The organism is Marinomonas pollencensis (genome assembly GCF_003387375.1).
Lineage (GTDB): Bacteria > Pseudomonadota > Gammaproteobacteria > Pseudomonadales > Marinomonadaceae > Marinomonas > Marinomonas pollencensis.
This window is the reverse complement of sequence record NZ_QUNG01000006.1, coordinates 219,725-245,412: the sequence shown is the minus strand read 5'-3', so window position 1 is coordinate 245,412 and position 25,688 is coordinate 219,725. Positions and strand designations below refer to the sequence as shown.

Sequence of the window (25,688 nt, the reverse complement as noted above, 5' to 3'; positions counted from 1 at the left end):
ATCAGTGTAACGAGATTTTTTCATGCAGAACCTCCTGCGTTTAGATTACGAGAAAATTCTACTTTTGGCTGCTGTTATTTTTCGGGGGGATTACCACATCTGTTGCCAATGCTACTGCTTGACCATTTTCGCTTTGAATTTCAGCAACAATCGCGTCCAGCATTTTCAATGCGGCGCGCGCCTAACACCACTTTTGCACCCTGAGAAGCCAGTTTTCTAGCCATTGCTTCACCTAGTCCACTGCTGCACCTGTAATTACAACTACTTTGTTTTCAATATTTGTCTTCATATAACTAATTCCTAGGTTTAACTTCTCGGAAGATTGGTTTGTAAGTTCACTGTGTTTAGAACAATACGGCATGCTCAAAAATGCTTATGAGCATGACCATATGTCAGGTCTGAATGAGTACAACTAACTCATCGTAAATGAAGCAAGAGCTTGCTCTGCTACTTCAACACCATACTCTTGAACAAAGTGACCTGCTTCTTCAATTTTCATTGGCTCAGGGCAACCTTTGATCACCGATTTTAGTTGCATCATCGCGGCTTCACCTAAGACTGCATCTTTCATACCTATCGCCATGAAGCTTTCACCGCTCCATTCATTTGACCAGAACTCAATCGCACGAAGTCCGTACTTCACCGCATCATCATCCGCATTTGTTGGGATCATCTGTGGGAATCGTTTCACGCCAATTTTGTAGTTTTTGTCAGGGAATGGCGCGTCATATGCAAGTACATCCATCACATTGACAGCTGCGCCAGCATCACATGCGACTAGCCCTGCTACTGGTAATTCTGAAATCGTTTCATTAAAAGCTATCCACTGTACTGCTGCTTCAGCCAGCGGTTCACCATTTGATATACCAGTGTTCATCACAATAAGTTTTTTGAAACGATCTTGCATATCCATTGGTAAAGTAAGACCAAGGAACCCTCCCCAATCCTGACAAACCAACACAATATTTTTAAGATCTAAGCGTTCAATTAATTGAATTAGACTGTTTCTGTGAAACTCAAAGTTGTACACAGAGTCTTCAATAGGCTTATCTGAGCGGCCAAAACCGAATAAGTCAGGGGCAACAACACGATGACCTGCATCAGTAAAAACTGGAATCATTTTACGATATAGATAACTCCATGTTGGTTCACCGTGCAAACAAAGAAACGTGTATTCCGAGTCTTTATCACCTTCATCGATATACGCCATTCGCAGCGATTCATACCCGCTAAGATCATCAACATAATTAGGTTGATAAGGAAACGCAGGGAGTACTGAAAAACGTTCTTCTGGTGTTCTTAATGCTTTAATCGTCATTATTTTTTCCTACAAATTGGTTGGTATTCATAAAGTCATCTGCACGGCCACCAATATTTTATAGTGATCGATACATATAGTGTGAATGCATTCTGTAACGATCGATAAACAAAGTCAACATCGAAATTGACATTTTTTAGTGAGTACTACAAAATATCAATCAATACAGACAATTTTAGGTAGGAGGACCATCGCTAATGGCCGGAAGAAAGAGATCGTTTGACAGAGATATCGCACTCGATAAGGCAATGCGCATATTTTGGAACAACGGTTATGCAGCTACATCTGTCGCGAACCTAACCTCAGAGCTCGGGATCAATACGCCTAGCTTATATGCCGCTTTTGGCAATAAAGAGCAGCTATTCAAAGAAGTGATCGCGCATTACATCACGCAATATACTGACCCGTGTTATCGCCATATCACAGAGCCTTCAGATACGCACGTCATAGAAAAACTACGAGCGTGTTTCTATGAATTGATTCAAAAATTTTCAGATACTGAAACGCCACTTGGCTGTTTACTAGTAAAAAGCGTCAATGAGTCTGATAGCGCTGCCTTCCCAGAAGAAGCAACGAGACACATAAAACAATTTGGTTTTAAAACCCAAAAATTAATTGGTGCTTTGATTGAATCTGAAGGCGTTACTAATGACTCTGCAAGCGCAGAACTACAAGCGAGATATCTACTATCAGTTCTTTACGGTCTTGCAACTCAGATTCGGGCGGGTGAGTCACAGCAAGTTGCAGAATCGGTCATGGACTACGCACTCAATTCGATACAGACGAGCAGTGGTCAGTAATACTATTGTGGTGACGATGCCATTTCACTTAAACCAGTAAGATCCGCCATATCTGTTGCAACCACGCCAGGGTAAACATTCCGTATCGATCGCTAAGGAATGTCAACGCTATAACTAAATACTTCTTAGTGATCGCTATAGAATGTATTGAATAACCCGTTTATTTGATGGGTAAAGAAAGGGGTAAGGAGTTTGTGTCGCTTATTGTTATGGTGAGTATCGCCGTTTGAGTCTTGTTGTAAGTTAGCAAACTCTTTTTTTATTGTTCTGGTAAATGACAGAGCATAAGTGAATTCTTCATGCAGTCTGTGTGATTGATTTGTAACGAGGATAAGGAGTGCAAACCTATTTTGTAGTTATCGCTAAAAAATATTGACATTACTTACTGATCACTACAAAATAAATCCTAGTCAACCGATACATTCAAATAATTGAGTAGAGATATGTTTAAGAAATTTGTACAAATTACCGCCATTTTTAATTTTCCTGTCGCGATTGGGATCATGATCCCTGAGCTTCTTTCTCCTAAGCCAAGTTCATTCATTGTTACTCTTGTGCTCGCTTCGTTCTTTATAAGTATCGGGGCAGCATTACTTTGGGCTGTCTCAGACTTACCTAGGCGTGCTCCTATAATTGTTTGGAATGGCCTTGTTCGACTTTTTGGCTTCTTCGTTGTCAGCTATGCCGCTCTGCTTGGTATCGCGCCAATGGCATTTATTCCTATTTCATTAATGGATCTGCTCGCTGCCACAATCTACATAATCGGAAGTTCAAAAATAACGGGAATTCCAGTTATGTCTCTGATTTTAGGAAAGTCCGCTTCTTAAAAGCTTTCACTTTTTCACTTATAAAGCCAATGTAGCTAAAGTGAGCTAAGTAGCTTAAAAAGCATCAGATAAGGAATACAGGGGTATGAAACACGATGAATTCAATCAATTTTGTGAAGCTTTAAAACCCTCAACCTATGTCATGCAATGGGGAAACTCACATGTGTGGAAGGTGGGGGGAAAGGTGTATGCGATTGGCTTTACTCTAAAAAATGGAGCTTCTGCGTATACATTTAAGACTTCAAATCTCAATTATGAGTTCTTGTGTAATCATGATGGCTATCGTCCTGCTCCATACTTTGCTAGTCGAGGGATGAAATGGATCCAGCAAACCGATACCGACGGAACGCTCGATGAAGAGCTGAAGTATTACCTGTCTGAATCCTATCGAATAGTTTCCTCTGCACTAAGTAAACGAAAACAAGCAACGCTTGGCTTACCTCAATGATAAACATACACTTGGGCGATCTAACCATAATAGCTCGCCAAAGTTGCTTGCGGATTAAGTGTGTACATCAACTGTTAGACTATGCGTGTAACGCTTCTGTCATTGGTCGTATTTCAAGAAGAAGCCGAACCATGAAGCTGGATCGGTATATCTACTTTTACCCGCTTATACTCGCAATTTCACGAGAGTCGTAAGGTTAAGAGCTTGATGTGAACACATCAATCAGAAAGCTGTTTTACAAGCTCACTCATTAGTAATTGTAGGACGTATTCCTGAATGAAAAACACACTATTCTGTTGCGCAAACTCATAATGAGGCAGAAATGTTTCAGCCCGAACAGTCTAAAACGAAAATGGACACTTTCACACATGATGGTTTAGCGGTTCTTTCTACTCGCGAATTTGTAGATATTTTTGCTTGGACTTGGCTTACGCAAATTGCGAATGTACATACACCACACCTGTAAGTTGTAGCTAAATAACAACTTAGACTTAGACCATGTCAGCTTATGCTGCAAAGTTTGTCATCTTATGGTGGAATTTACATGGGGAGATTAAGGTGGCATCTCCACCAGCCGCACCTCGGCACACAAGTCCACCGCTGTGGCTGCTTCCTTCCGGACCTGACCAGATTAACGGTTTATTGTTGCGAGGGGACCAGCAGAGACACCATAAAGGAGGCCTGTTGACCTTGGGGCAGAATTATACGCAGCCATTATGAAATATCAACAACTTTTGTTACGTTTTTCAAATGCTTAGCAAAAAAGCATTTTAAGCGACTCTGTTGCACATTTTATACACACCCTAACGGCGTTAGCGGGTGTTTTAGATTAGCACCAGTTTCGCTATTTACGGTAAGATAGCCGCCATAATATTTAGAGGAGCGGCTACTTGAAGCTATTTGTTAAAAACCTAACACACGTGGATTTATCCTATTTTGATGCTGAGCGTGGATTATTAGGCGAAAGCTGGCAGACAGACATAGTACTGGCAGGAAAACTGAATGACGAAAGCATGATCTGTGACTTTAGCCTAGTCAAAAAATACATTAAAAAATGGCTCGACGACCATATTGACCACATGCTGGCGATCCCTACTCAGCACCCAAATGCCACATTGTCACCTCTAAAAGATGACCGTGTTTCATTTCGGTTTAATCACGCTGATGGCCGTCGCTTTCAATGTGATGCCCCAAGCCAGGCTATTTGTTCACTGCCAATGAGCGAGATTACCCCACAAGCAGCGGCACAATGGGTGGAAGCACAGATTTTAGACCTACTGCCAGCCGAGTTAGAAGCCGTTAGTGTGCGTTTTTCATCAGAAAAAATTGACGGGGCGGAATACCAATACAGCCACGGTCTAAAGAAACACGCCGGAAACTGTCAGCGCATCGCCCACGGCCATCGCTCGACCATTGAAATTTATGAAGATGGTGTTCGAAGTGCCGAACGCGAACAAGACTGGGCAAAACGTTGGGAAGACAGCTATTTAGGTACGCAAGAAGATCTGCTTGGCTTAATCGATGAAGAGCAACAACACTACCACCACTTTGGTTACGAGAGTGCCCAAGGTCAATTCGAACTGATTATCGACAGCCAACAAGTCTACATGCTGGACAGTGACACTACAGTCGAGTCACTTTCTGCACACATAGCCAACACCTTGGCAATGGAAAACCCAGGCAAGCATTTTGAAGTCCATGCTTTTGAAGGCATCGGCAAGGGCGCTATTTCAGAAAAGACAGTGAGCGCATAATTAACCAAGTAATCGCAGGACATTAAGCATGAGCTTAAAACAATTTGAAACGATGAATAAAGGCGAGTCCCTTTCTCTGGATGAGGTACTCGCCAACTTAAAAACAGACGATGCAGGGCTTATTGCCACCATTGCACAACAACACGATAGTGGCGAAGTGTTAATGTTGGCGTACATGAACGAAAAATCCATTCGCGAGACACTGGAAACAGGTCAAGTATGCTATTGGTCACGCTCACGCCAAACATACTGGCGTAAGGGTGAAAGCTCAGGCCACAGACAATCTTTAGTATCCATGTCTTTCGACTGTGATGGCGATTGCATTTTGTTACAGGTAGATCAAAAAGGACCCGCTTGTCACACCAACCGCCGCGACTGTTTCTTTTTTCGGGTCAATGGTGACCAGGTCGTCATTCATACCGCACCAGAATAAAACACAGAAAAAAACCATATCGCACAATAAAGAAGCACTGCGGCAGTATCTAAGCAGTGCATCTTTATCCAACCCTTCTTTCTATTCTCACACTCCTTTCCTGATTAATGATCAAATACCTGATAACCCAGCTAATCATGGCACCACGCGATAACCAACTCCGCCCCCACTGATTGAAAAATAATCAGAATTAACAAGTAGATAGACAAATCATTCACAGAAGCATTAAGCTGGAATTAGAGGCAAACCTTTGGGCGCCCCTCTTGGCATATGTTTTGCTCAAAATAATAAAGTCACTTCTTTCATAATGACACTAGGTTAATGCATGCTAAATCTATCAGTCCGCACCAAAATACTCTCCCTAATTGCTCTATTTTCGATAGTCATCATTGGGGTGAGCCTCAACTCTGCTGTTGCCAGCAAAAAAATCTTTTCAGAGCTACAGACTCTGTCTAGTAACAACATAGACTTGATGAGCAACTTAGAAAAAAGTCGCCAACTCTTACTTCAGCAATCTGTTGAGTTCGAGCGTGGTTTTTTCCAAGTATCGATAGCAAAATCCATCATTGGCTATGGCACAGAACAAATTAAGGAATCCGAAAAAGAGTTTAAAAAACACACTGCCAAGCTCGTCACCAGCATTGATTCTGCTAAGGCTATCTTAGCCACCATGCCAGCGAATCCAGAACGCACCACTCTTTTAGAGCAAATCAATACCTTAGAAGAGCAACAAGCTGCCTTTTTAAAAGCCAGTACTGAAACCTACGCTTGGTGGACCAAGCTAAAAACCATGCAAGCGAACAAATCACGTCGTGTAGCAGATAGCAGCTTAAAGCTAATCAACAGCCAGATGGAAAAAATCCTCGCGGCGCTTTATACCTACAACGATAAAACCACCCAACAGCAACAACAAGTCATGAACCAAAGCACCTACACCAGTGGCGCGATTGCAGCACTACTGATAGTTGTCGGGGTTGTGATCAGCCTGCTTATTGTTAATGGTATTTGTGGTCCTTTGCGTAATGCGGTCCGTCGTGCAGAAGAAATCGCTTCTGGTGAGCTGGGACAAAAAGCTTCCCACTCCTCGCGTAACGACGAAATTGGCATGCTTGAAACGGCAATGGACAAACTGGTTGAACAATTGCGCGGCATTATTCATGAGGTTGCCCAATCCAGCAGCATGCTAACGGATTCAGCCAATGCCCTTAATAAAATCACTGATGAATCATCCAGCATGGTAGAGCAGCAACAGAATGAAACCGCCCAAATATCTCAAGCAGTGAAAGAAATCCAAGCCACTGCGGTGCATGTTTCTGAAGCCACTACAGATGCTAGCCAAGCGGCCCATGAAGCAGAATTGGCCGCCACTGAAGGCACCAGCATTGTGGCTAATACCATTATCACTATTCAACAATTAGCATCGGAAATTTCGAGCTCAGCAGACATCATCAACGAACTCGAAAGCAACACCAATGAGATCAGTAATATTCTAAATGTCATCTTGGGCATCGCAGAACAAACAAACCTGTTGGCTCTCAATGCCGCTATCGAAGCTGCTAGAGCCGGTGAACAAGGGCGAGGTTTTGCTGTGGTTGCCGACGAAGTAAGACACTTAGCACAAAACACTCAGGATGCGACCCAACAAATCGAGAAAATGATCACCTTACTTAACTCAGGTACCGCCTCTGCCGTAAAAGCCATGTCATCGAGCCATCAGCGCTCCACAGATGCGGTTAGTCAGGTAAAACACGAAGAGTCTTCTTTGGGTAATATCAATCTCTTTGTGTCTAAAATACGCGAGATGAATGACCGAATTTCTAGCACCGCTGAAGAACAAGCCAGCGTCACCTCAGAAGTCAGCCGTAACGTCACTAATATTACTGACATTGCATCAAAAACTACCGCCTCCATTCACTCTATTAGCGAATCTTCAGCTCAACTGGCTGGCTTAGCGGAATAATTATCTACAAAAATTAGCTACTTCAAGGTGTAGAATCACACCTTAATAGTTAAAGAGGGGCTCCCCCCCCCTGCTTGCAAGGAGAATAACATGTGCCGTTGGATGGCTTATCAAGGTGACCCAGTTTACCTTGAATCATTATTGTTTGAACAAGAGCACTCTCTTATTCACCAAAGCTTAAGCGCCAAAAAATCGGAAGTCACCGTCAACGCAGACGGCTTCGGGTTAGGTTGGTATGACGAACAGGAAGAGCCAGGGCTCTACCATGAAATATTACCCGCGTGGAGTGACTGCAATTTAAAAAGCCTTGCTCGACACATTAAAAGCGGGCTGTTTTTTGCCCACGTAAGAGCCTCAACAGGCACCGCCACCAATCGCTCTAACTGCCACCCTTTTAGCTATAAAAACTGGCTTTTTATGCACAACGGCCAAATAGGTGATTATGAGTCCTTACGCTGGCAGCTTGATCGCCTTATCCCTGAACACCTATACAATGAGCGCCGTGGCGCGACCGATTCTGAAGTGATATTTTTACTCTTGATCGCCAACGGTTTAGAAGAAAACCCCGAAAGAGCCATCGCATCCACCATCACACAAGTGCTTGAAATTATGCGGCAGAAAAACATCACAGAGCCATTTCGTTTCACTTCGGTACTGTCTAATGGCAGCGAAATGATCGCCATTCGTTTTTCCAGTGATGATCATGCCCCAAGCTTATACTGCAAAGAATTTGAGCACCACATCGTCATTGGCTCTGAGCCTCTTGAGCTTTCTAGTGAAGGCTGGACGCTGATTCCACAAGGCCACATGGCACGTATCAAAGACAATCAATATCGTGTAGAAGCGTTACCAGAGTTGATAAAGCTGACAGCCTAAACAGTCCGCTTTATCTGTTCATCGGTGGCAATCGTATTTATTGAGTATTAGGCTTCCTTTTCACGGTAAGCATAAGTTGCGTCAAAGCGAGATTGTATCCAGTCACCACTTAGAATTGGCGCGTACTTCGCTGGGTTATCAACTGACTGACAAGACTCAACACAAACCACATTAGTCTCATAATCTGGTTCCACAAAAAATGGAAAAGAGTAACGATGCACGCCTTCTAATGGAGACATCACTCTGTGGGCCGTCGACACATACTCATCATTCGTCCAGCGCTGCATCAAATCCCCGATATTTACCACCAACGCGTTTTCAATGGGGGTTGCATCGACCCACTCACCTTGGCGGTTTTTAACCTGTAAACCGCCTATTTGATCTTGCAGCAATAAAGTCACACAACCATAGTCCGTATGTGCGCCAGCACCATTGTCATGATCACTCTGTGGGCGTGGCGGATAATGTATCATCCTCAGTACTGTTACATGATCGGTAAAACAACGGGTAAAAAAATCATCTTCCAGCGACAAGGCTTGCGCCATGCTGGTTAACACGACTTTTGCCACATCAAAGGCCGCTAAATAATAGTCATGCAGTACTTCAAGCGCCTTAGGATCATCTGGGTTCTGATTAGGACCATACATTTTGGGGTATTTCGCCACCAGCGGATGCGTTACTGGCAAGTCCAGAGCCATGTCAAAGGTCTCTTTCCAATCAGCATGGGAAACTTCATCTAATTGCTCTTCACCTATGCATCCATAGCCTCGATGGTTTGGACTATTCTTAATATCAATGGCGCGCTTAACCTCATCAGGCTGTGCAAAATAAGACTGAGCAGTCGACATCAACTGATCAAACAATGCCGCCGGAATACCGGTATTTACCAGATAGAAAAAACCAATTTCACGGCAGGCTTTATCCAGAGCGCTGACTTCTTGTAGGCGAATCGAGTCATTACTGTGAGTAAGCTTTGCCAAATCAATTAGCGGGATAGACATGGTTAGATGCTCCAAATTAATCATAATGTGTTTCGCAAAACTGCCTATCTATTAAACAGGCTAGGTTCTCGATGACAGTTTTACGAGTTGCGTATGTTGTGGGTTAAAACGCTTCAAACCTGCTTCGCCAAAGTCGACAAAAATCATGCGTTTACCGTTACTTTCTTGGCGCACCACCACGCCTTGACCAAACTGATCATGGCGTACTTTATCGCCAGATTGTAAGCCTTTATTGTTGTCGCTCATTTGATGGCGAAACACCAAATTTGGCGAATTTGCGACACGGCTTAGATAACGCTGAAAGAGCGAGCCTTTTTCTGTATCAATAGGGTCTTCACTGCTTCCTTTTGGCCATAGCTGCATCACTTTACTGACGGCATAAGGCTGCGCTTCAAAGACAAAACGCGACAACGCAAGATTCTTTAAGGCAGCACGCGGAATGTCTCCGCGTTGCATCTTCTTAGTGTCGTCTGGCGTCGGTGTTTCTAACAAGACCAATTTTTGTTTAGCTCGTGTGATCGCCACGTAAAACAAGCGGCGCTCTGATGCCATCTGGCTTGCAGCCTGCTTGTCTATTGCGCTTAGATCTTCGTCATAATAGGGAAAACGCCCTTCTTGTAGCCCCGACAGCAACACCAAATCAAACTCTAATCCCTTAGATTTATGAATCGTCATTAAATGAATACCATGGGCGTCGTCTGCTTGCTTTTCAGTAAGCTGTGCCAGCTGGGTCAGTACGCTGGCAGCGTCACCTCCTACTCCACGAACATAGGCAATAAAAGCCTCGCAGGTAGCGATCTTCTCTTGGGTTTGAATATCCTTATTACTGGTGCTCTCAAAATAACGATATATACCCAATTTCTCTAGGGTGTGAGCCAAGCCCTGGCCCGGATCCGAGCGATAAATACTCAAGCTGCGCAACCAATCAGCCCGCTCATAGAGTTTTTTGGCTCGCCACCCTTCTGCTTGGTCGGCCATGGTTTCAATAATTTGCGGCAACAAATGAGGCGACTGTCGCGCTTGCTGAATTAAGGTATTACGCTGGGCCACCGAACCACCTAAGCTAGGCACGGTCAGCAGAAAATCAACATCATCACGACGAAAGAAGAGATCTGGCTTCTCTAAAGCACCGGCAATCACCGCTAAATACGCCATCAACATGCGTATTTGTCGGTTTTCCAACAAGGGTGAATCACCATGCAATTGATACGGCACACCCTTGTGCATCAACGCCAGCTGAACAGGTACCATATCACTGTACAAACGCACCAGTACGGCTGACTCATTCAGAGCTCGACCAGACTCAAGCCAGGCTTTCAATTCGCCCAACAAGGCTTTACCTGTTTTAGGAGCACGGGCGAAGGAAACCTCAGTCTGCTTACCTTCACCTAGCACTAAAGCATCAGGGTCGTTTTCACTGATAACACTGGACGCCATCAGACCAATTGTGTGCCCAAAACGAAAACTGGTACTCAATGGATACGTCTTTACTCCTGCAAAATCTCGGTCAAACTGATTGGCCATGATCTCAGGGCTAGCGCCACGCCATTCATAAATACATTGCTGTACGTCGCCTACTATCATCCATTGACAAGGCGCAGGATACAGCATCTTTAATAACTCATATTGGCATGGGTTAATGTCTTGAAATTCGTCGATCAATAAATACCGAAAATTAGGCACAAAGCCCTGTACTTGATGCTGTTCCTCTGCATCAAGATCCAAAAGCAACTGATAAGGATCCGCCAATAAATCGGCAAAAAAACGTACATTATTCCGCTTTCTTAGATCTTCCAATACATCGTATAAAGCCGGAAAAAAGCGGCGCTCTTTTGACCATCCTAAAGAGTCAAACACTGCCATGGCAGGCTGCGCTGAAGCTTTCACTTGATCGATGAATAACAGCACATCTTCTAGCCAATCTTTTTCGTCTTGCAGGGTGACTTTCTCGCCGTTTCGCACCAATCGGTTGAGCGCTTCACGAACCAGTTTTACCAAACTAAAATCGTCCGTCAGCAGCTTCGCATTGGGCAACCAAGCTTGCTGCTCCAAGCGACGACACAGCTTTAAACCAAAGCCGTGAAAGGTCATAACACTGGGCGCACGTCGCTGCCCTACCTGCTGTAAGTGTTGAGTTAAGCGTTCACTAAACTCTTCTTGTGCGCTTTTGTTAAACATAAACACACCAATCTCAGCAGCATCCACCCCTTGCTCAAGTAAAAACTCAATACGTGAAATTAAGGTGGTGGTTTTCCCTGCCCCTGCCACCGCAATGACCTTGGCCGGTGAGCTGACATTGTGTTGCACTACGGCCAGTTGCTCGGCGGTCAATTGTCGCGGCCTTGCTTGCTGATCTGTCAAAGTTTCATCCATCAAAATACGCTTGCCTAGTCTTCAAATAAATTGCCAATCTCGCGGAAAGCAAGATGCTCACGACCGGCAATTTTTGCAATCGATTCCCCCCGCGCCACTAATCGTCGCTGCACACGGGCAAAAAACACACCGTTCGCGCGCGCAATAAGCGGGTAACGGGACGCCGTTACATCATCTTCCATTAAGTCGACTACCTCACCAATCACTTCACCCGCTTCCACTGGGTCTCCGATGTTTTTGCTGTAGCAAACAATGCCAGCACTTGGAGCTTTCACAAGGTCCATCGCATCTAACGGATAGTAAACCACTTCGCTGTCGTCCACCTCAGGTGCGTTACCAAGCACCACGCCACGCAAGACCAAATAATCAAATAGCGCGTTAGCGTCCTGGTTGGCATAGTCATCCGAAATATCGTTTTCACCACGCAGTTCCAGCGTTAACGAACGACTACCCCAAGGGATTAAGTGGGCATAATCTGATTTTAGTGTACGCCACACACTGACATTGGTTTCATCAAACGACGCCGCGCCGGTTTCTAATTCTGATAAGCCAACTTTGGCACCTAATAAAGCCAACAAGGGCTTGAAGTAGTCCTCAAACTCTTGTGCCACATAGGCATGCATACTCGCCTCACCAGAACAATGCAGATCCAGCACTTCGTCGGCGTCCATAGACAGAGCCAATAAGGTCTTCTTCATACCTTGCAATTCTGTGTTCTCAGGCAAGGCGGCGAGCTCTTGAGCGATATATGAGCGCACCAAACCAATATTTTCTTGAGCGTCGCCTGTGACTTCGCCTTTAAGGCGTTTTTTTACTTTTTCACCCAGTTGAGGCCAGTTACGATTAAAATTACCGCCACCATCTGAAAATGCGAAACGGCCAGGAATATAACCGTGGAAATTTTGTGCTAAACCAATGGGATTGGCCACCGGCACAATAATAATCTCCCCTTTAATTAAGCCTTTATCATCGGCTTCCTTTAACAACTTAATTAAGCTGTTTAGCACTAAAAAACCGGGCCACTCATCGGCATGGAGCCCAGCTTGTAAATACACTTTTGGTCGCGCGCCCTGCTCTCCGAAATGGTGCGCTTTAAGAATACGCTGAGTGCCCAGCGTCGCACTCGGTAAGGTATGAGAATAAATTTGATATGGCATACTGACTCTTATCATTCGGTGAAACACACGCCCACATTGAGCAGGCAACATGTTACGCTAAAACAAAATTTTAATAAAAACTTCTCAGTATTAAAAAACACTGTAATAAATCAGCGAACTAATACGTCTAACCAACGTCATAACAAATTCAGTAATTAGTAAGGGGACAGGAATGCTCAAGTCGTTGATCGCCGCATCGCTTAGCGGAGCGTTATTATTCACCAGCCTGCAAGCAAACGCGCAATGGCAAGACACCTTGGATAAAGCCAAAGGACAAACCGTCTATTTCAATGCTTGGGGTGGTGCTGATAACGTAAACGACTACATTCGCTGGTCTGCCAAACGCATTAAAGAAAAGTACGACGTAACGCTTAAACAAGTGAAATTAACGGACACCGCGGACGCGGTAAATCGTGTGCTGGCTGAAAAAGCCGCGGGCAAAAATACCCAAGGCTCCATTGACCTGATCTGGTTAAACGGTGAAAACTTTCGTGCTATGAAAGAAAACAAGTTGCTTTATGGCCCGTTTAGCACCCAATTACCGAACTACAAAAAATACATCAATGAGCAAGCTCGAGAGAGCCTTACTCACGATTTTGGCACCCCTGTAGATGCCATGGAAGCCCCTTGGGGAATGGCTCAAGTCATATTTATGTACGACACAGCCACTTTAAAAACACCCCCAAAATCCATCCCAGAGCTACTCACCTACGCCCAACAGCATCCTGGCCGTATCACCTATCCTGCCCCTCCGCAGTTTTTAGGGTCGACCTTCCTTAAACAGGCACTATATGAGCTCACTACAGATAAAAGCGCACTGACAAAGCCCGTCAGTCACGTTGATTTTCAGGCGGTTACCGCGCCGTTATGGGCCTATCTAGACAAGCTCAACAAGGTCGCATGGCGCCACGGCAAAGTCTTTCCAACCGATGCCACTCAAATGATTCGATTGCTGGATGACCAAGAGATAGATGTGGCCCTAAGCTTCGATATTTCATCTGCTTCGGTTGCTATTCAACAGGGTAATTTACCTGATTCGGTGCGCTCTTATGTGTTTACTAAAGGCACCATAGGCAACACCCATTTTCTTGCTATTCCGTATAACAGCAGCGCCAAAGCAGGGGCAGAAGTGGTCGCGAATTTCATGCTCTCGCCAGAAGCACAAATTCAAAAACAGAAACCTACCGTATGGGGTGACCTTAGTGTCCTGTCTTATGCAAAACTCTCCGCTAGGCAACAACAGCAATTCGACGCTATTCCCCGTGGCATTGCGACTTTAAACATTTCAGAGCTGGGAAAAACCTTGCCTGAGCCAGATACAAGCTGGGTAAAAGCGCTGGAAAACGAATGGCTCAAGCGCTATGCACAATAGCATGGCCAAAGCCTCGCTAAAGCAGCGTTCTGCCAACCCTTATAGAGCACTGGATACCGTGCTATTTACCCTTAAAGAGTCATTCGTTTTACATGCTATTTAACCGCTTACGCATTACCAGCTGGTTGCTTGCTCTATTATTAACCATCCCAGTCCTGGTCGGGCTGGTTGGCACTTTACTGCCAGCGTTTCATTATTTTCCGCCCTTAGGAGAGCTGCACTTTTCACTCGCCTCTTGGCGGGCATTATGGCAAAACGATGAGTTTTATAGCAGCCTTAAACTCACCCTTATAACCGGCATTATTGCACCTGTAGTCGCCCTTTGGATCGCCTTGTCATTACTAGCGTGGGGATATCAACGGGCCTTTTTTCAAAAAATTGAAAAGCTACTTGCCCCTATACTCGCCATTCCTCATGCGGCTATTGCCATTGGCTTATTATTTTTATTAAGCCCTTCAGGTTGGCTAATGCGGCTGTTTAGCCCCTGGCTAACCGGCTTTGACCGCCCACCTAATTGGATTACCGTTCAAGACCCTTACGGCTTTTCACTGATCTTTGCGTTGGTGATGAAAGAGATGCCATATCTGCTGTTTATTATGCTTGCCAGCTTGCATGCGATTGATGCCAGAAAAACCCTAGAAGTATGCCAAACATTGGGCTACAAACGCCTAACCATTTGGCGCAAAGTACTGATCCCTCAGCTTTACCCTATTATTCGCATGCCGATCTTTATCGTGATTGCGTTTAGCCTGACCGTCGTTGATCTTGCTGTGGTGATTGGCCCTAATACGCCTTCTACCTTAGCCGTGACATTATTCCACTGGTTTAACGACCCAGAACTCAGCAAGCGCTTTGTTGCCAGCGCTGGCGCCATTGCTCTAATGCTGGTGATTGGCGTGGTGATGTTGGGCTGGGAACTGGCTCATTGTGCATTAACTCGACTAACAAAAGCCGAACGCAGCAACGGCAAGCGCACGGGCTTCACCGATTATCTGCTACGAATGGGTGTCTTGTTTGGCTTGGTCACCTTATTCAGCGCGCTGGTGTCTCTGGTGATACTGCCTATTTGGTCTTTAACACGACGTTGGCGCTTTCCTGATGCACTGCCATCAAGTTGGACCTTCGACAATATCAAACGCGCTTACCCGATCCTCATCGAGCTGTCCAGCAACACCTTAATTATTGCCTTCTCAGCCACGCTTATTGCCTGTTTGATGAGCGCTCTGATGCTAGAAATCAAGCGCCTAACGAAACACTCAGAAAACCACCCATTTGACTGGCTTATTTATGTGCCGATCTTGCTTCCTCAAATAGGCTTCTTGTTTGGTCTGCACATTTTATTGATTCAAATAAACCTTAATGGCACCCTCAGCGCCATTATCGCGCTGCATTTAATGTACGTATTACCTTATGTGTATTTGTCTTTGAGAGGCCCTTATTTGGCTTACAATGAAGATTACCTAGTGCAAGCCAATCGGTTAACTCACCGCCCTTGGCGTAATTATTTTGTTATTAAACTCGCCATGCTAAAGCCGGCATTACTAACCGCATTCGCTATAGGCTTTTCAGTAAGCATTGCCCAATATTTGCCCACCCTGATTGCTGGAGAAGGTCGTTATAGCACCTTAACCACAGAAGCGGTCACCCAAGCGGCATCGGGGGATCGAAAACAAGTGGGCAGCATGGCACTACTACAAGCCTTTTTCCCAGTATTTGTCTTTTGGCTGGCCCATGTTTTACCACCGCGCTGGACCCGATGGCGACTGGCGCTCTATTTGCGGCTAAGAAAATGCTACAAGCAACTTCCTATTCACGGCCAATAACAGGCTCTCGGCTTTACCCAGACAAGGAGCAAATGTGCTTTCTATAAAAAACTTTTCATTGTCTTTAGCAGATAAGGCCCTTATTGAGGCGCTTAATGTAAACATAAAAAATGGACAGGTGGTGTCGCTTATGGGCCCCAGCGGCATTGGCAAATCTAGCCTATTAAATTTTTTAAGTGGAACGCTTTCAAGCGGTTTAAATGCCCAAGGAGAAGTATATTTGGACCAGGTTGCTATTCATACTAAGACCCCACAAGAACGCCGTGTGGGGCTTTTGCAACAAACCCCTTTGCTGTTCCCTCACATGAGTATTCTAGAAAATTTAAGCTTTGCGATTCCCGCCAAGGTCAAAAAATGCGATCGCTTAGAGCTGGCCTACCAAGCACTAGAACGCGTAGGCATTAAAGACAAAGCCAACGCCACTCCAGAACAGCTTTCTGGCGGCCAGCAAGCCCGCGTTGCGTTACAGCGAACACTTTTATCAGAACCTGGTTTTCTTCTGCTCGACGAGCCTTTTAGCAAGCTAGATCCGGCGCTACGCCGCGAAGTACGTGTCTTTGTACTGGAGGAAATTCGCAAAGCCAATATTCCTGCGCTGCTGGTGACCCACGATGCAGAAGACGCCAAAGCCATGCAAGGACCCTGTATCGATTTGGCCGCTGCGCACTAGCGCTCTTATGGCTAACCCTACTCAGCACATCTTGATGACAGCATTAGCCAGAGAACCGATGGCAGGGTTAAGTTAACAAATTACTCCATGCCGAGGTATACCAAAGAACAAATGACAGGGTTAGGTTAACGAAGCACCTATTATTCCATGCCTAGGTAAGCCGGGTGAGCAGCGATGTTATTCAGCCAAGCTTGAATGGCGGGATAACAGGAAAGATCAAAACCACCTTCTTGCGCCACATGGGTATAGCCATACAAGCTGATATCTGCCGTTGTTAGTGTCTCTCCCACAAGGTATGGTGTTGTCATTAACTGAGTTTCCATCACCGCCAAAGCCTTATGCCCCCCTTGTTGTTTTGACTCATACTCCGCCCGCCTGGACTCAGGAAGCCCAAGGTATTTGGCGATAAAGCGCGCCACCGCAATATAGGGCTCATGACTGTATTGCTCAAAGAACTGCCATTGTTGGACTTTAGCCAGTAGAAAAGGATCTTGGGGGAGCAACTCGCTGCCTGTGGCCAGAAAATTTAATATGGCATTAGACTCAGACAGGCATCGCCCGTCTGCCAAAACCAACAGAGGAATTTTACCTGCTGGGTTGTTTGCTAAAAAGTCAGGCGCCTGAGTATCTCCTGCCAGAATATCAAGATGAATCCACTCATGCTCAATGGCCAATAAAGCACAAAGCAATCTCACTTTGTAGCAATTCCCAGACCCTATATCACCATATATTTTCACTCTACTCCTCTCTATTCATCAGCCTGCCTTGGGTAACAGATAGCACTCCAGCTGCCAAATATGAGGGCTACACCCCACCAGCAAAGCGCTACTTAGGCGTATTTATTAATCGCCGTTTTAATAAGATCTAGCACGTTTTGCGCGGCAAATTTTCTGGGTACGGTAATCGCATAAAAACTTTCAAAGGCTTGTGGAATGCTGCCGTAGTCCTCTAACACTTTTGATTCAATTTCGTCTTTCACTACCACCGGGGGCAAAACCGATAAAAAACCACTGTCTCGAGCCAACAAGCGCAACATCGCCATATCATCCACTTCCGCTTTGATATCTGGCTGGTACTGATGCACCGCACAAAAGGATTCAAACGCGGAACGTATGTCTGCATTTTTGCCCGGAACCACCCACTTTTTATCCTGATACCCTTCAGGGAATTCGCTGCTAGGCTTGTCACCATAAGGCCCTATAATCGCCACCGGCTGACGCGCCACTAGCTGGTTTTGCCAGATAGTATCTTGTCTTTCACTTAAAATAGCACGATTGGTTAAAGCAAGGTCTATCTCGTGATTCACCAGGCCATTGAGAAGGTCTGTCATGCCTCTTGAAGACAAAGAAAAGTTGATATTGGCATTTTCAAGCAAGGGTTCAATAAAACTTTCAATGAAATTCCGAGACAGATTACTTTGTACGCCCAAAGTGATGTGCTGCATTTGGTAAGCGGTGTCTTTTTGTAGGAAGTTTTCCAGCTCTTCCCCTGTGCTAAAGATGTTTTGCGCATAAGCCAGTACTCTTCGCCCCACATCGGTCAATACCAGCTTGCGACCTTGTCGCAGAAACAGCGTCACATTGAGGTTGCTCTCAAGCTGTTTTATCTGCGCAGACAACGCCGACTGTGACACATGCAACTCTTCGGCGGCCTCGGTTAAGCTACGGTTTTTGGTCACTCGCCAAAAGTAATATAAGTGGTGGTAATTCAATCTAGCCATAAATAATGGTCCTTACAAAAGCACAAAAACCAACAACACATAACAAAAACAGAACGATCTCATAAAATATATGTGTTTTTATTATATCAATGAAATCTCCATAATGCCCCCAACTTATTTAACCCTGATGTGGAGATAAAACGTGCCCTTGGTCACTTGGAATTTATTGCCTGTACTTATTCCTATCGCGCTCATCTTGTGTGGCTTGCTTGGCTGCCGAGAAAAATCAACCTCAGTTGCACAAACAGCCGTTTGGCTAAGCCGTGGTTTATTGTGTCTCTATGGGCTAAATCTCGCGGCGTATTTCTTTTTATCTACACCAGAGCCCGCTCAACAACTTCTTCGCCACACCGAGCTTAGCCAGATCATGCTCGCGCTCATCGTGATAATGAGCTGGGTATTATTCCGTTTCTCGCGAAATTACATGAATGGCCAAGCGAACCTGCCGCGCTATTATCGTTGGCTAATGTTTACTCTTGCTTCTGTGGCGGTCACCGTCATGTCCAATCACCTCGTACTGTTTTGGCTTGGCTGGTTCTGCATTAGCCTCTCATTGCATAACTTACTGACCTTTTTTCCTGATCGCCCCCGTGCCATTTTAGCGGCCCATAAGAAGTTCATCTTAGCGAGAATCGCAGAGCTGACCTTGCTTATCGCCTTTGTACTCTTGTATCAGCAACACCAGAGTGTCTACATAAGTAGTCTGCTGTCGTCTTTAACTGAGCCATTAAAAATGGGACAACCCCTTGCGTGGCAGGATCAATTAGCGGCCTGCCTCATTGCCTTAGCCGCGTTAATCAAATGTGCGCAACTGCCTTTTCATGGCTGGCTAATTCAGGTGGTCGAATCCCCCACACCGGTAAGCGCCTTACTTCATGCTGGGGTAATCAATTTAGGCGGTTACATGCTGCTGCTGTTTGCCCCATTGGTGTCACAAAGCGCCCCTGCTATCTGGCTGTTACTGATTGTCGCAGGCCTATCCACCCTAGCCAGTAGCTTGGTGATGACCACCCGCATCAGCGTTAAAGTTCGCTTGGCTTGGTCCACCAGTGCACAAATGGGATTAATGCTGTTGGAGTTTGCACTTGGCCTTTATGAACTGGTGCTGTTGCATTTATTAGCTCACTCTTTTTACAAAGCCTACTCCTTCCTCAACTCAAGCAATGCGATTAATGATTATTTGAGATTGGCCCTCTGTGCGCCAACAAAATACCAAGCAAATAAGCCGGTCTTCCCCACGATGAAAGATTGGAGCCTGGCGTTAATCATTGCCACCTTTTGCGTAGTAGCGGTACGCTTTGCCTTTCATTTTGATAGCGCCTTTAGTACCTGGTGGCTGTTTGCGTTGGCACTGAGTATTTTACTCGTTCAGTGGCGCTCTTCTGAACACTCTGTGTCTTGGTTGAGAAGCTTTGTTACTGGCCTCGCTCTCACACTGATTTATGCCGCACTAAAGAGCCTAATGTGGTTTGCCTTACCCGCTGAAACAAACCATGTAGCGGCTTTTTCTTACCCTGATATTTGGGCAATGAGCTTATTCACCTTACTGTTTACCATTAACCTTTTGCTGCATTACCAAATTCATTGGCCATGGGTGCGTCGTCTGTCTATGACGCTTTTCGCAGGTTTATACCTAGATGAATGGGTTACCCGTGCAGTGCTAAAAATTTGGCCGGTTACCTTGCCTGCAAGAAGCAAACAAAAACACTCAACGTCACCGTCTCAACTTAGCTTGCCTAAGCATTATTAGGGAATCAATACGACTATGAATAACCAGCAAAAAAGCCTATTAGTGAAGGCCACAGAAAAGATCGCCCCTAGCTGGCCGCTTGATAAACTCATCGCCGTTAACCCTTTGTGGTCATTGATAGATAAGCCCTTTGACACAGTCGCCACTGAGCTTTCTGCCATCGCTGGCATCAAGGCCTATTTACCGACAGAAACCTATGTCGCTTGGTTTAATCAGGGACGTATTGATCAAGCATCGCTTACTAAAGCCGCTCAGCATTATGGCGTACAAGCATTACCAGAATCACTTATTGAAATGCTGTCGCAGCCACTTCCCACGCTCACCCCATGGAAAAATATCGCCGATTTGGCAGACCAAGAAAGACCGGCTAATAAAATGTCGTGGCACGATGAAATCACCCATCAAGTAAGCCAGTTTTGTGCCGACCATTATCAGCAAATTAGTCCGACCCTAAGACAAATGAGCAGTAATAATCAAATACACCTGTATCCGCATTGGCTTAGTGTTACCACTGAGGACAAGGGGTTAAGTATTATTCTTGATGAGCCTCAGTTAATTCATCAGTTTAAAACCTTACCCAAAACCACGGACCAACTGTTTACCATGGTGATCAACGAATTGGCATTAGATGAGGCCTCATTACCCTACTACGCCCATGCTTTGTTGTTGGATATTAACGGCTGGAGCAGCTACCTTGCCTATCTGCAATGGCAGGACTCTGACCAACAAGAAGAGCATTTGATGTCGTTACTGGCGATTAAAATGGCTTGGGAACTGGTTATTTGGCGCTATCTAAGCAAGCATAAAAACCCACAAGCAAACAGCATCAAACAAGCGTGGAAAAAACAAAAGCAGACCATAGAGCAACACATCGCCAAACATAAAGAAGCCTTACTAAGCGTAAAAATTTGGGCGCTGGCGTTAGAATACTCAGAACAAAAGCAGCTCAGTCAGCAGTTGACCAGCCAGTCATTGGTGCCCCCCATCAAAGCAGAGCTGCAAGCGGTCTTCTGTATTGATGTGCGCTCAGAAGTGTTCAGGCGCGCCCTAGAAAAGCAAAGTGATGCCATACAAACCTTGGGCTTTGCTGGATTTTTTGGCCTACCCATCGAATACAAAGCCAAACACAGTCAGTATTCAAGGCCTCAGCTTCCTGGCTTGTTGCAGCCTTCTATTACCGTTAGTGAATCTGAAACCGACATTGAGCACGCTCAAAACGAACAACAGCAAGCCCGCTGGCAACGCTGGGGACACGCCGCCCCCGCCTCTTTCTCTATGGTTGAATCCATGGGGTGGTGGTATGCCTTTAAGATGTTCAAGCAGACGCTTTTTTCCAAGCGTCAAACCAACCCAGCGGCACGACTCGCCCCCAACACACAGTGGCAGATCACCCAGAATGGTAAGCCGTTAACCAGCCAGGATAAGGCCCAGCTTGCCAAAGGCATATTAGACGCCATGGGCATAAAACACTACGCAGAAACCGTGTTATTGGTTGGTCACGGTAGCCATACCAGCAACAACTTACACGCCTCAGGGCTAGAGTGTGGTGCCTGTGGCGGACAAAGTGGCGAAGTGAATGTCAAAGTATTGGCCACATTATTAAATGACCCTGCAGTGCGCTCAAGCTTAAAAACTATGGGCATACAGATTCCACAAAACAGCAAATTTGTTGCGGCGCTGCACAATACCACCACAGATCAGCTCACCTGTTTTGATCACACGCTCGCGCCACAACACGCTCAGTGGTTAGAGCAAGCCATGTATGGCGCACAAAAAGAACGCGCTAAAAAGCTAGACGCTTCCCTGCTTGAGGTATCAGATAAACAGCGCCATAAAGCCTTTTTAAAACGGGCTAACGACTGGTCACAAGTCAACCCAGAATGGGGGCTAGCGAACAACAACGCCTTCATCATCGCACCTCGTTATAAGACACGTCAGCTGGACTTAAAAGGTCGTTGCTTTTTACACGATTATGAAGCGCAAACGGACAACGAATTTGCCATTTTAGAACGCTTATTAACCGCGCCTATGTTGGTGACTCACTGGATAAACATGCAATACAACCTATCCGTCACGGACCACTTTAAATTTGGTAGCGGCAATAAAGTACTGCACAACGCCGTGGGCGGTAATATTGGCGTGTTTGAAGGCAACGGAGGCGATTTGCGAATTGGACTCCCCTTGCAATCGATCAGCGACGGTAAAAACTGGATGCACACACCGGTTAGACTGGCGGTCTATATCGCAGCACCAAAGCACGCCATCGCAGACATAGTCGCCAAACACGACACCGTCAGACACCTGATCGACAATAATTGGCTTTATCTATTTAGCTGGCAAGACGACACCATTGAACGCTATTACCAACAACAATGGCTCGCCTAACCACACATAAAGCAGACTAACTCACCCCAACGGCCCGATAGAGAAAGCGTCGGCTTACTCTATCGCCAGCCCGCGGCTTCTGACCATGAAGCGATCAACAAGTTCGGGATCTCGAACCTTCTATGATTTTCTAAGCCGCCTGTTCGGCGGTGAAGGTGAGGCAGCAATCAACGTAAGATTCAGAGAGTTTCTAAGCCGCCTGTTCGGCGGTGAAGCTCTCTGTGGGTACTAAACAGATTCAGACTTTTTTCTAAGCCGCCTGTTCGGCGGTGAAGGGCATGGCTGTTCGATCTTTGGATCTATTGCTTTTCTAAGCCGCCTGTTCGGCGGTGAAGTTTGGCGAGGGTGTCAAGGGTTCGTTCCCTAGTTTCTAAGCCGCCTGTTCGGCGGTGAAGTTTGGCGAGGGTGTCAAGGGTTCGTTCCCTAGTTTCTAAGCCGCCTGGTCGGCGGTGAAGATGAAGGAAGAGGAGCTTGTTGGGTTGATGCATGTTTCTAAGCCGCCTGTTCGGCGGTGAAGAGCACATTCGCGCTTTGTCAGTAAAAGACAAATTTCTAAGCCGCCTGTTCGGCGGTGAAGTTGACGAAAATTGCCTACCCCCTCATTTTGAGTTTCTAAGCCGCCTGTTCGGCGGTGAAGCATGAATTCAACAATTTCATCTTCGCGATCTATTTCTAAGCCGCCTGTTCGGCGGTGAAGATTTTTACTCGGATGGCGGCCACTCGTTTACTTTTCTAAGCCGCCTGTTCGGCGGTGAAGCTAAAGAAGATAAAAAATTCTGCAAGACAAAATTTCTAAGCCGCCTCTTCGGCGGTGAAGGCTTTAGAGATCGTGTTCGTCTCTACCTTTTTTTTCTAAGCCGCCTGTTCGGCGGTGAAGTATGACCAACCATTTCAGGGGTAATGACGACATTTCTAAGCCGCCTGTTCGGCGGTGAAGATCATCGAATATGCGAAAGAAATGTTCGAAATTTTCTAAGCCGCCTGTTCGGCGGTGAAGTGGTGTGACCGTCTCCGTCGCGCGGGCCGCAGTTTCTAAGCCGCCTGTTCGGCGGTGAAGCAAGCCGAATTTGTTTTATCCATTATGGCTGATTTCTAAGCCGCCTGTTCGGAGGTGAAGGCCCCTTCCAACCGCAATCAATGCAGTGGTACTTTCTAAGCCGCCTGTTCGGCGGTGAAGTACATGAGACCAGCGCCCGCAACGACGGCAGATTTCTAAGCCGCCTGTTCGGCGGTGAAGTCCGTTTACGCTGGCCGCATAGCCCAATGCTTTTTCTAAGCCGCCTGTTCGGCGGTGAAGAAGACTCTTACCTTACGGAAGTGTTCTGCCTATTTCTAAGCCGCCTGTTCGGCGGTGAAGTTCAATGTCCAAAGCTCCTACCTAACTTCACAGTTTCTAAGCCGCCTGTTCGGCGGTGAAGAACAGATTCTTACTCTAATCTTAGCGCAGAGTTTTCTAAGCCGCCTGTTCGGCGGTGAAGTCAACTCAGATAGACAGGCAACTAACACGATTTTTCTAAGCCGCCTGTTCGGCGGTGAAGCTGATGCAGCCCATAAGCTATTCACACCAGTTTTTCTAAGCCGCCTGTTCGGCGGTGAAGGAACAGTTCGACATCTATGAACCTGCCACTGTTTTCTAAGCCGCCTGTTCGGCGGTGAAGTTCGCTCATCTTGTCCACTTCCTCCTCTGTAATTTCTAAGCCGCCTGTTCGGCGGTGAAGAATACCATTAGGCGCACCATCTTCTTGCAGGATTTCTAAGCCGCCTGTTCGGCGGTGAAGCTTCGCATTGGTACGGCCACATAAAACCCGCTTTTCTAAGCCGCCTGTTCGGCGGTGAAGGAATACAACCGTTCTAGCCATTCTCTTGATGTTTTCTAAGCCGCCTGTTCGGCGGTGAAGTCGGGAGGCAGCTTCGCTTTTGCTTGCGTCGGTTTCTAAGCCGCCTGTTCGGCGGTGAAGCGCTTGTATCATTTTGACTCCTTGACCCTGACTTTCTAAGCCGCCTGTTCGGCGGTGAAGTGATGCTGACTATTTCTGTTTCATCGTGGGTTATTTCTAAGCCGCCTGTTCGGCGGTGAAGCTGTCGAGTGGCTTAAAAACTACTTTGATATTTTTCTAAGCCGCCTGTTCGGCGGTGAAGGCAAACATTGATTTAATTGAGTTCCACGCTTTTTTCTAAGCCGCCTGTTCGGCGGTGAAGATTCGCTAATGCTGAGCGCAGAGGATGGCTTTTTTCTAAGCCGCCTGTTCGGCGGTGAAGAGTAATTACATTCGCGTACAGACGCGTCATAGTTTCTAAGCCGCCTGTTCGGCGGTGAAGATTCGCTAATGCTGAGCGCAGAGGATGGCTTTTTTCTAAGCCGCCTGCTCGGCGGTGAAGAGTAATTACATTCGCGTACAGACGCGTCATAGTTTCTAAGCCGCCTGTTCGGCGGTGAAGATATGTACGCCCTGGGCGTCGCGGATCTGACATTTCTAAGCCGCCTGTTCGGCGGTGAAGAGATGCAACAGACATGGCAGGAATTATTGGTGTTTCTAAGCCGCCTGTTCGGCGGTGAAGCGACTCGCCGCACGCGCCTGGCATGTTTCACTTTTCTAAGCCGCCTGTTCGGCGGTGAAGGTCATGGCAGTGACCGCAACCGTGACACCTTTTTTCTAAGCCGCCTGTTCGGCGGTGAAGTAATAGGATTTAAATCATCATATTTAATTTGATTTCTAAGCCGCCTGTTCGGCGGTGAAGACTTTGGGTGTCTGAATATGGAACAACAATATTTTCTAAGGCGCCTCCACTTCCTTGATGGGTACATTTCTAAGCCGCCTGTTCGGCGGTGAAGCCATCAATAATGGTTGCAAATGGGTGTTTGTATTTCTAAGCCGCCTGTTCGGCGGTGAAGATGAAGTCAAAAAATTGGCCGCTTCAAATGTCTTTCTAAGCCGCCTGTTCGGCGGTGAAGTAAAACTTCTTGTCGGAGTGACACCCGAAATGTTTCTAAGCCGCCTGTTCGGCGGTGAAGATGCTTGA

20 protein-coding genes, 1 other RNA gene and 1 CRISPR repeat array are annotated in these 25,688 nt (G+C 46.1%); of the genes, 14 read left to right on the top strand and 7 right to left on the bottom strand.

Annotated elements, in window-relative coordinates; genetic code table 11:
* Positions 1-204, top strand: a 204-nt coding sequence (locus tag DFP81_RS18620) for a hypothetical protein (RefSeq protein ID WP_220342928.1), incomplete at its 5' end; no start/stop codon positions are given.
* A 208-nt stretch (positions 205-412) separates the two neighbouring features.
* On the opposite strand, the gene DFP81_RS10975 is transcribed toward DFP81_RS18620, so the two are convergent.
* Positions 413-1,318, bottom strand: coding sequence for a haloalkane dehalogenase (locus DFP81_RS10975; RefSeq protein WP_115897823.1), 906 nt, complete (start codon positions 1,316-1,318; stop codon positions 413-415).
* 197 nt (positions 1,319-1,515) lie between these two features.
* On the opposite strand from DFP81_RS10975, the gene DFP81_RS10970 reads away from it, so the two are divergent.
* The 4 genes from DFP81_RS10970 to DFP81_RS18235 all read left to right on the top strand — a co-directional run bounded on the left by DFP81_RS10970 (position 1,516) and on the right by DFP81_RS18235 (position 3,859).
* Positions 1,516-2,118, top strand: a complete 603-nt coding sequence (locus tag DFP81_RS10970) for a TetR/AcrR family transcriptional regulator (RefSeq protein ID WP_115897822.1) — start codon at positions 1,516-1,518, stop codon at positions 2,116-2,118.
* A 443-nt stretch (positions 2,119-2,561) separates the two neighbouring features.
* Complete coding sequence (locus tag DFP81_RS10965) at positions 2,562-2,945, top strand: hypothetical protein (RefSeq protein ID WP_055254558.1); 384 nt, start codon at positions 2,562-2,564, stop codon at positions 2,943-2,945.
* A gap of 85 nt (positions 2,946-3,030) precedes the next feature.
* Positions 3,031-3,393 carry an MmcQ/YjbR family DNA-binding protein gene (locus DFP81_RS10960; protein ID WP_115897821.1) on the top strand — a complete coding sequence of 121 codons (363 nt, stop codon included), beginning with the start codon at positions 3,031-3,033 and terminating at the stop codon, positions 3,391-3,393.
* A gap of 322 nt (positions 3,394-3,715) precedes the next feature.
* Positions 3,716-3,859: a hypothetical protein gene (locus DFP81_RS18235; RefSeq protein ID WP_181903081.1), complete on the top strand. Its 144-nt coding sequence runs from the start codon at positions 3,716-3,718 to the stop codon at positions 3,857-3,859.
* Between the two features lie 99 nt (positions 3,860-3,958).
* On the opposite strand, the gene ffs is transcribed toward DFP81_RS18235, so the two are convergent.
* Positions 3,959-4,055, bottom strand: an RNA gene (ffs, locus tag DFP81_RS10955) — signal recognition particle sRNA small type.
* Positions 4,056-4,283: 228 nt separating this feature from the next.
* Here ffs and DFP81_RS10950 point away from each other — a divergent pair.
* The 4 genes from DFP81_RS10950 (at position 4,284) to DFP81_RS10935 (ending at position 8,416) form a co-directional block, all read left to right on the top strand.
* Positions 4,284-5,147, top strand: a complete 864-nt coding sequence (locus tag DFP81_RS10950) for a 6-carboxytetrahydropterin synthase (protein WP_115897820.1) — start codon at positions 4,284-4,286, stop codon at positions 5,145-5,147.
* Between the two features lie 28 nt (positions 5,148-5,175).
* The gene (hisI, locus tag DFP81_RS10945; protein ID WP_115897819.1) at positions 5,176-5,580 is read left to right on the top strand and encodes a phosphoribosyl-AMP cyclohydrolase; all 405 of its coding nucleotides are present in this window, start codon (positions 5,176-5,178) and stop codon (positions 5,578-5,580) included.
* A 325-nt stretch (positions 5,581-5,905) separates the two neighbouring features.
* Positions 5,906-7,540, top strand: coding sequence for a methyl-accepting chemotaxis protein (locus DFP81_RS10940; protein ID WP_115897818.1), 1,635 nt, complete (start codon positions 5,906-5,908; stop codon positions 7,538-7,540).
* A gap of 90 nt (positions 7,541-7,630) precedes the next feature.
* Positions 7,631-8,416: a class II glutamine amidotransferase gene (locus tag DFP81_RS10935; RefSeq protein ID WP_115897817.1), complete on the top strand. Its 786-nt coding sequence runs from the start codon at positions 7,631-7,633 to the stop codon at positions 8,414-8,416.
* A gap of 47 nt (positions 8,417-8,463) precedes the next feature.
* Here DFP81_RS10935 and DFP81_RS10930 read toward each other — a convergent pair whose 3' ends face one another.
* The 3 genes from DFP81_RS10930 to DFP81_RS10920 are packed head-to-tail and all read right to left on the bottom strand — an operon-like array spanning position 8,464 to position 12,947.
* A complete protein-coding gene (locus tag DFP81_RS10930; protein WP_115897816.1) occupies positions 8,464-9,417 on the bottom strand; it encodes an isopenicillin N synthase family dioxygenase in 954 nt (317 codons plus the stop codon).
* A 60-nt stretch (positions 9,418-9,477) separates the two neighbouring features.
* Positions 9,478-11,778, bottom strand: a complete 2,301-nt coding sequence (locus tag DFP81_RS10925) for an ATP-dependent helicase (RefSeq protein ID WP_245959142.1) — start codon at positions 11,776-11,778, stop codon at positions 9,478-9,480.
* 26 nt (positions 11,779-11,804) lie between these two features.
* A complete protein-coding gene (locus tag DFP81_RS10920) occupies positions 11,805-12,947 on the bottom strand; it encodes a succinylglutamate desuccinylase/aspartoacylase family protein (RefSeq protein WP_115897814.1) in 1,143 nt (380 codons plus the stop codon).
* Between the two features lie 172 nt (positions 12,948-13,119).
* Between DFP81_RS10920 and DFP81_RS10915 the strand changes: the two genes are divergently transcribed.
* The 3 genes from DFP81_RS10915 (at position 13,120) to DFP81_RS10905 (ending at position 16,812) form a co-directional block, all read left to right on the top strand.
* On the top strand, positions 13,120-14,319 hold the full coding sequence (locus tag DFP81_RS10915; protein WP_115897813.1) for an ABC transporter substrate-binding protein: 1,200 nt from the start codon (positions 13,120-13,122) through the stop codon (positions 14,317-14,319).
* Positions 14,320-14,411: 92 nt separating this feature from the next.
* On the top strand, positions 14,412-16,142 hold the full coding sequence (locus tag DFP81_RS10910; RefSeq protein ID WP_115897812.1) for an ABC transporter permease: 1,731 nt from the start codon (positions 14,412-14,414) through the stop codon (positions 16,140-16,142).
* A 34-nt stretch (positions 16,143-16,176) separates the two neighbouring features.
* Complete coding sequence (locus tag DFP81_RS10905; protein ID WP_115897811.1) at positions 16,177-16,812, top strand: ATP-binding cassette domain-containing protein; 636 nt, start codon at positions 16,177-16,179, stop codon at positions 16,810-16,812.
* A 140-nt stretch (positions 16,813-16,952) separates the two neighbouring features.
* Here DFP81_RS10905 and DFP81_RS10900 read toward each other — a convergent pair whose 3' ends face one another.
* Together DFP81_RS10900 and DFP81_RS10895 are read right to left on the bottom strand one after the other, a co-directional pair.
* Positions 16,953-17,549: a glutathione S-transferase family protein gene (locus tag DFP81_RS10900; protein ID WP_115897810.1), complete on the bottom strand. Its 597-nt coding sequence runs from the start codon at positions 17,547-17,549 to the stop codon at positions 16,953-16,955.
* A 92-nt stretch (positions 17,550-17,641) separates the two neighbouring features.
* The gene (locus DFP81_RS10895; RefSeq protein WP_115897809.1) at positions 17,642-18,532 is read right to left on the bottom strand and encodes a LysR family transcriptional regulator; all 891 of its coding nucleotides are present in this window, start codon (positions 18,530-18,532) and stop codon (positions 17,642-17,644) included.
* A 142-nt stretch (positions 18,533-18,674) separates the two neighbouring features.
* Here DFP81_RS10895 and DFP81_RS10890 point away from each other — a divergent pair, with 142 nt between their 5' ends.
* Both DFP81_RS10890 and DFP81_RS10885 read left to right on the top strand, forming a co-directional pair.
* The gene (locus DFP81_RS10890; protein ID WP_220342926.1) at positions 18,675-20,282 is read left to right on the top strand and encodes an NADH-quinone oxidoreductase subunit L; all 1,608 of its coding nucleotides are present in this window, start codon (positions 18,675-18,677) and stop codon (positions 20,280-20,282) included.
* Between the two features lie 15 nt (positions 20,283-20,297).
* Entirely contained in the window at positions 20,298-22,667 is a 2,370-nt protein-coding gene (locus tag DFP81_RS10885; RefSeq protein ID WP_115897808.1) for a YbcC family protein, read from the top strand.
* 127 nt (positions 22,668-22,794) lie between these two features.
* A CRISPR array of direct repeats spans positions 22,795-25,680; the repeat unit is 28 nt; unit sequence TTTCTAAGCCGCCTGTTCGGCGGTGAAG.
* Positions 25,681-25,688 lie beyond the last annotated feature (8 nt).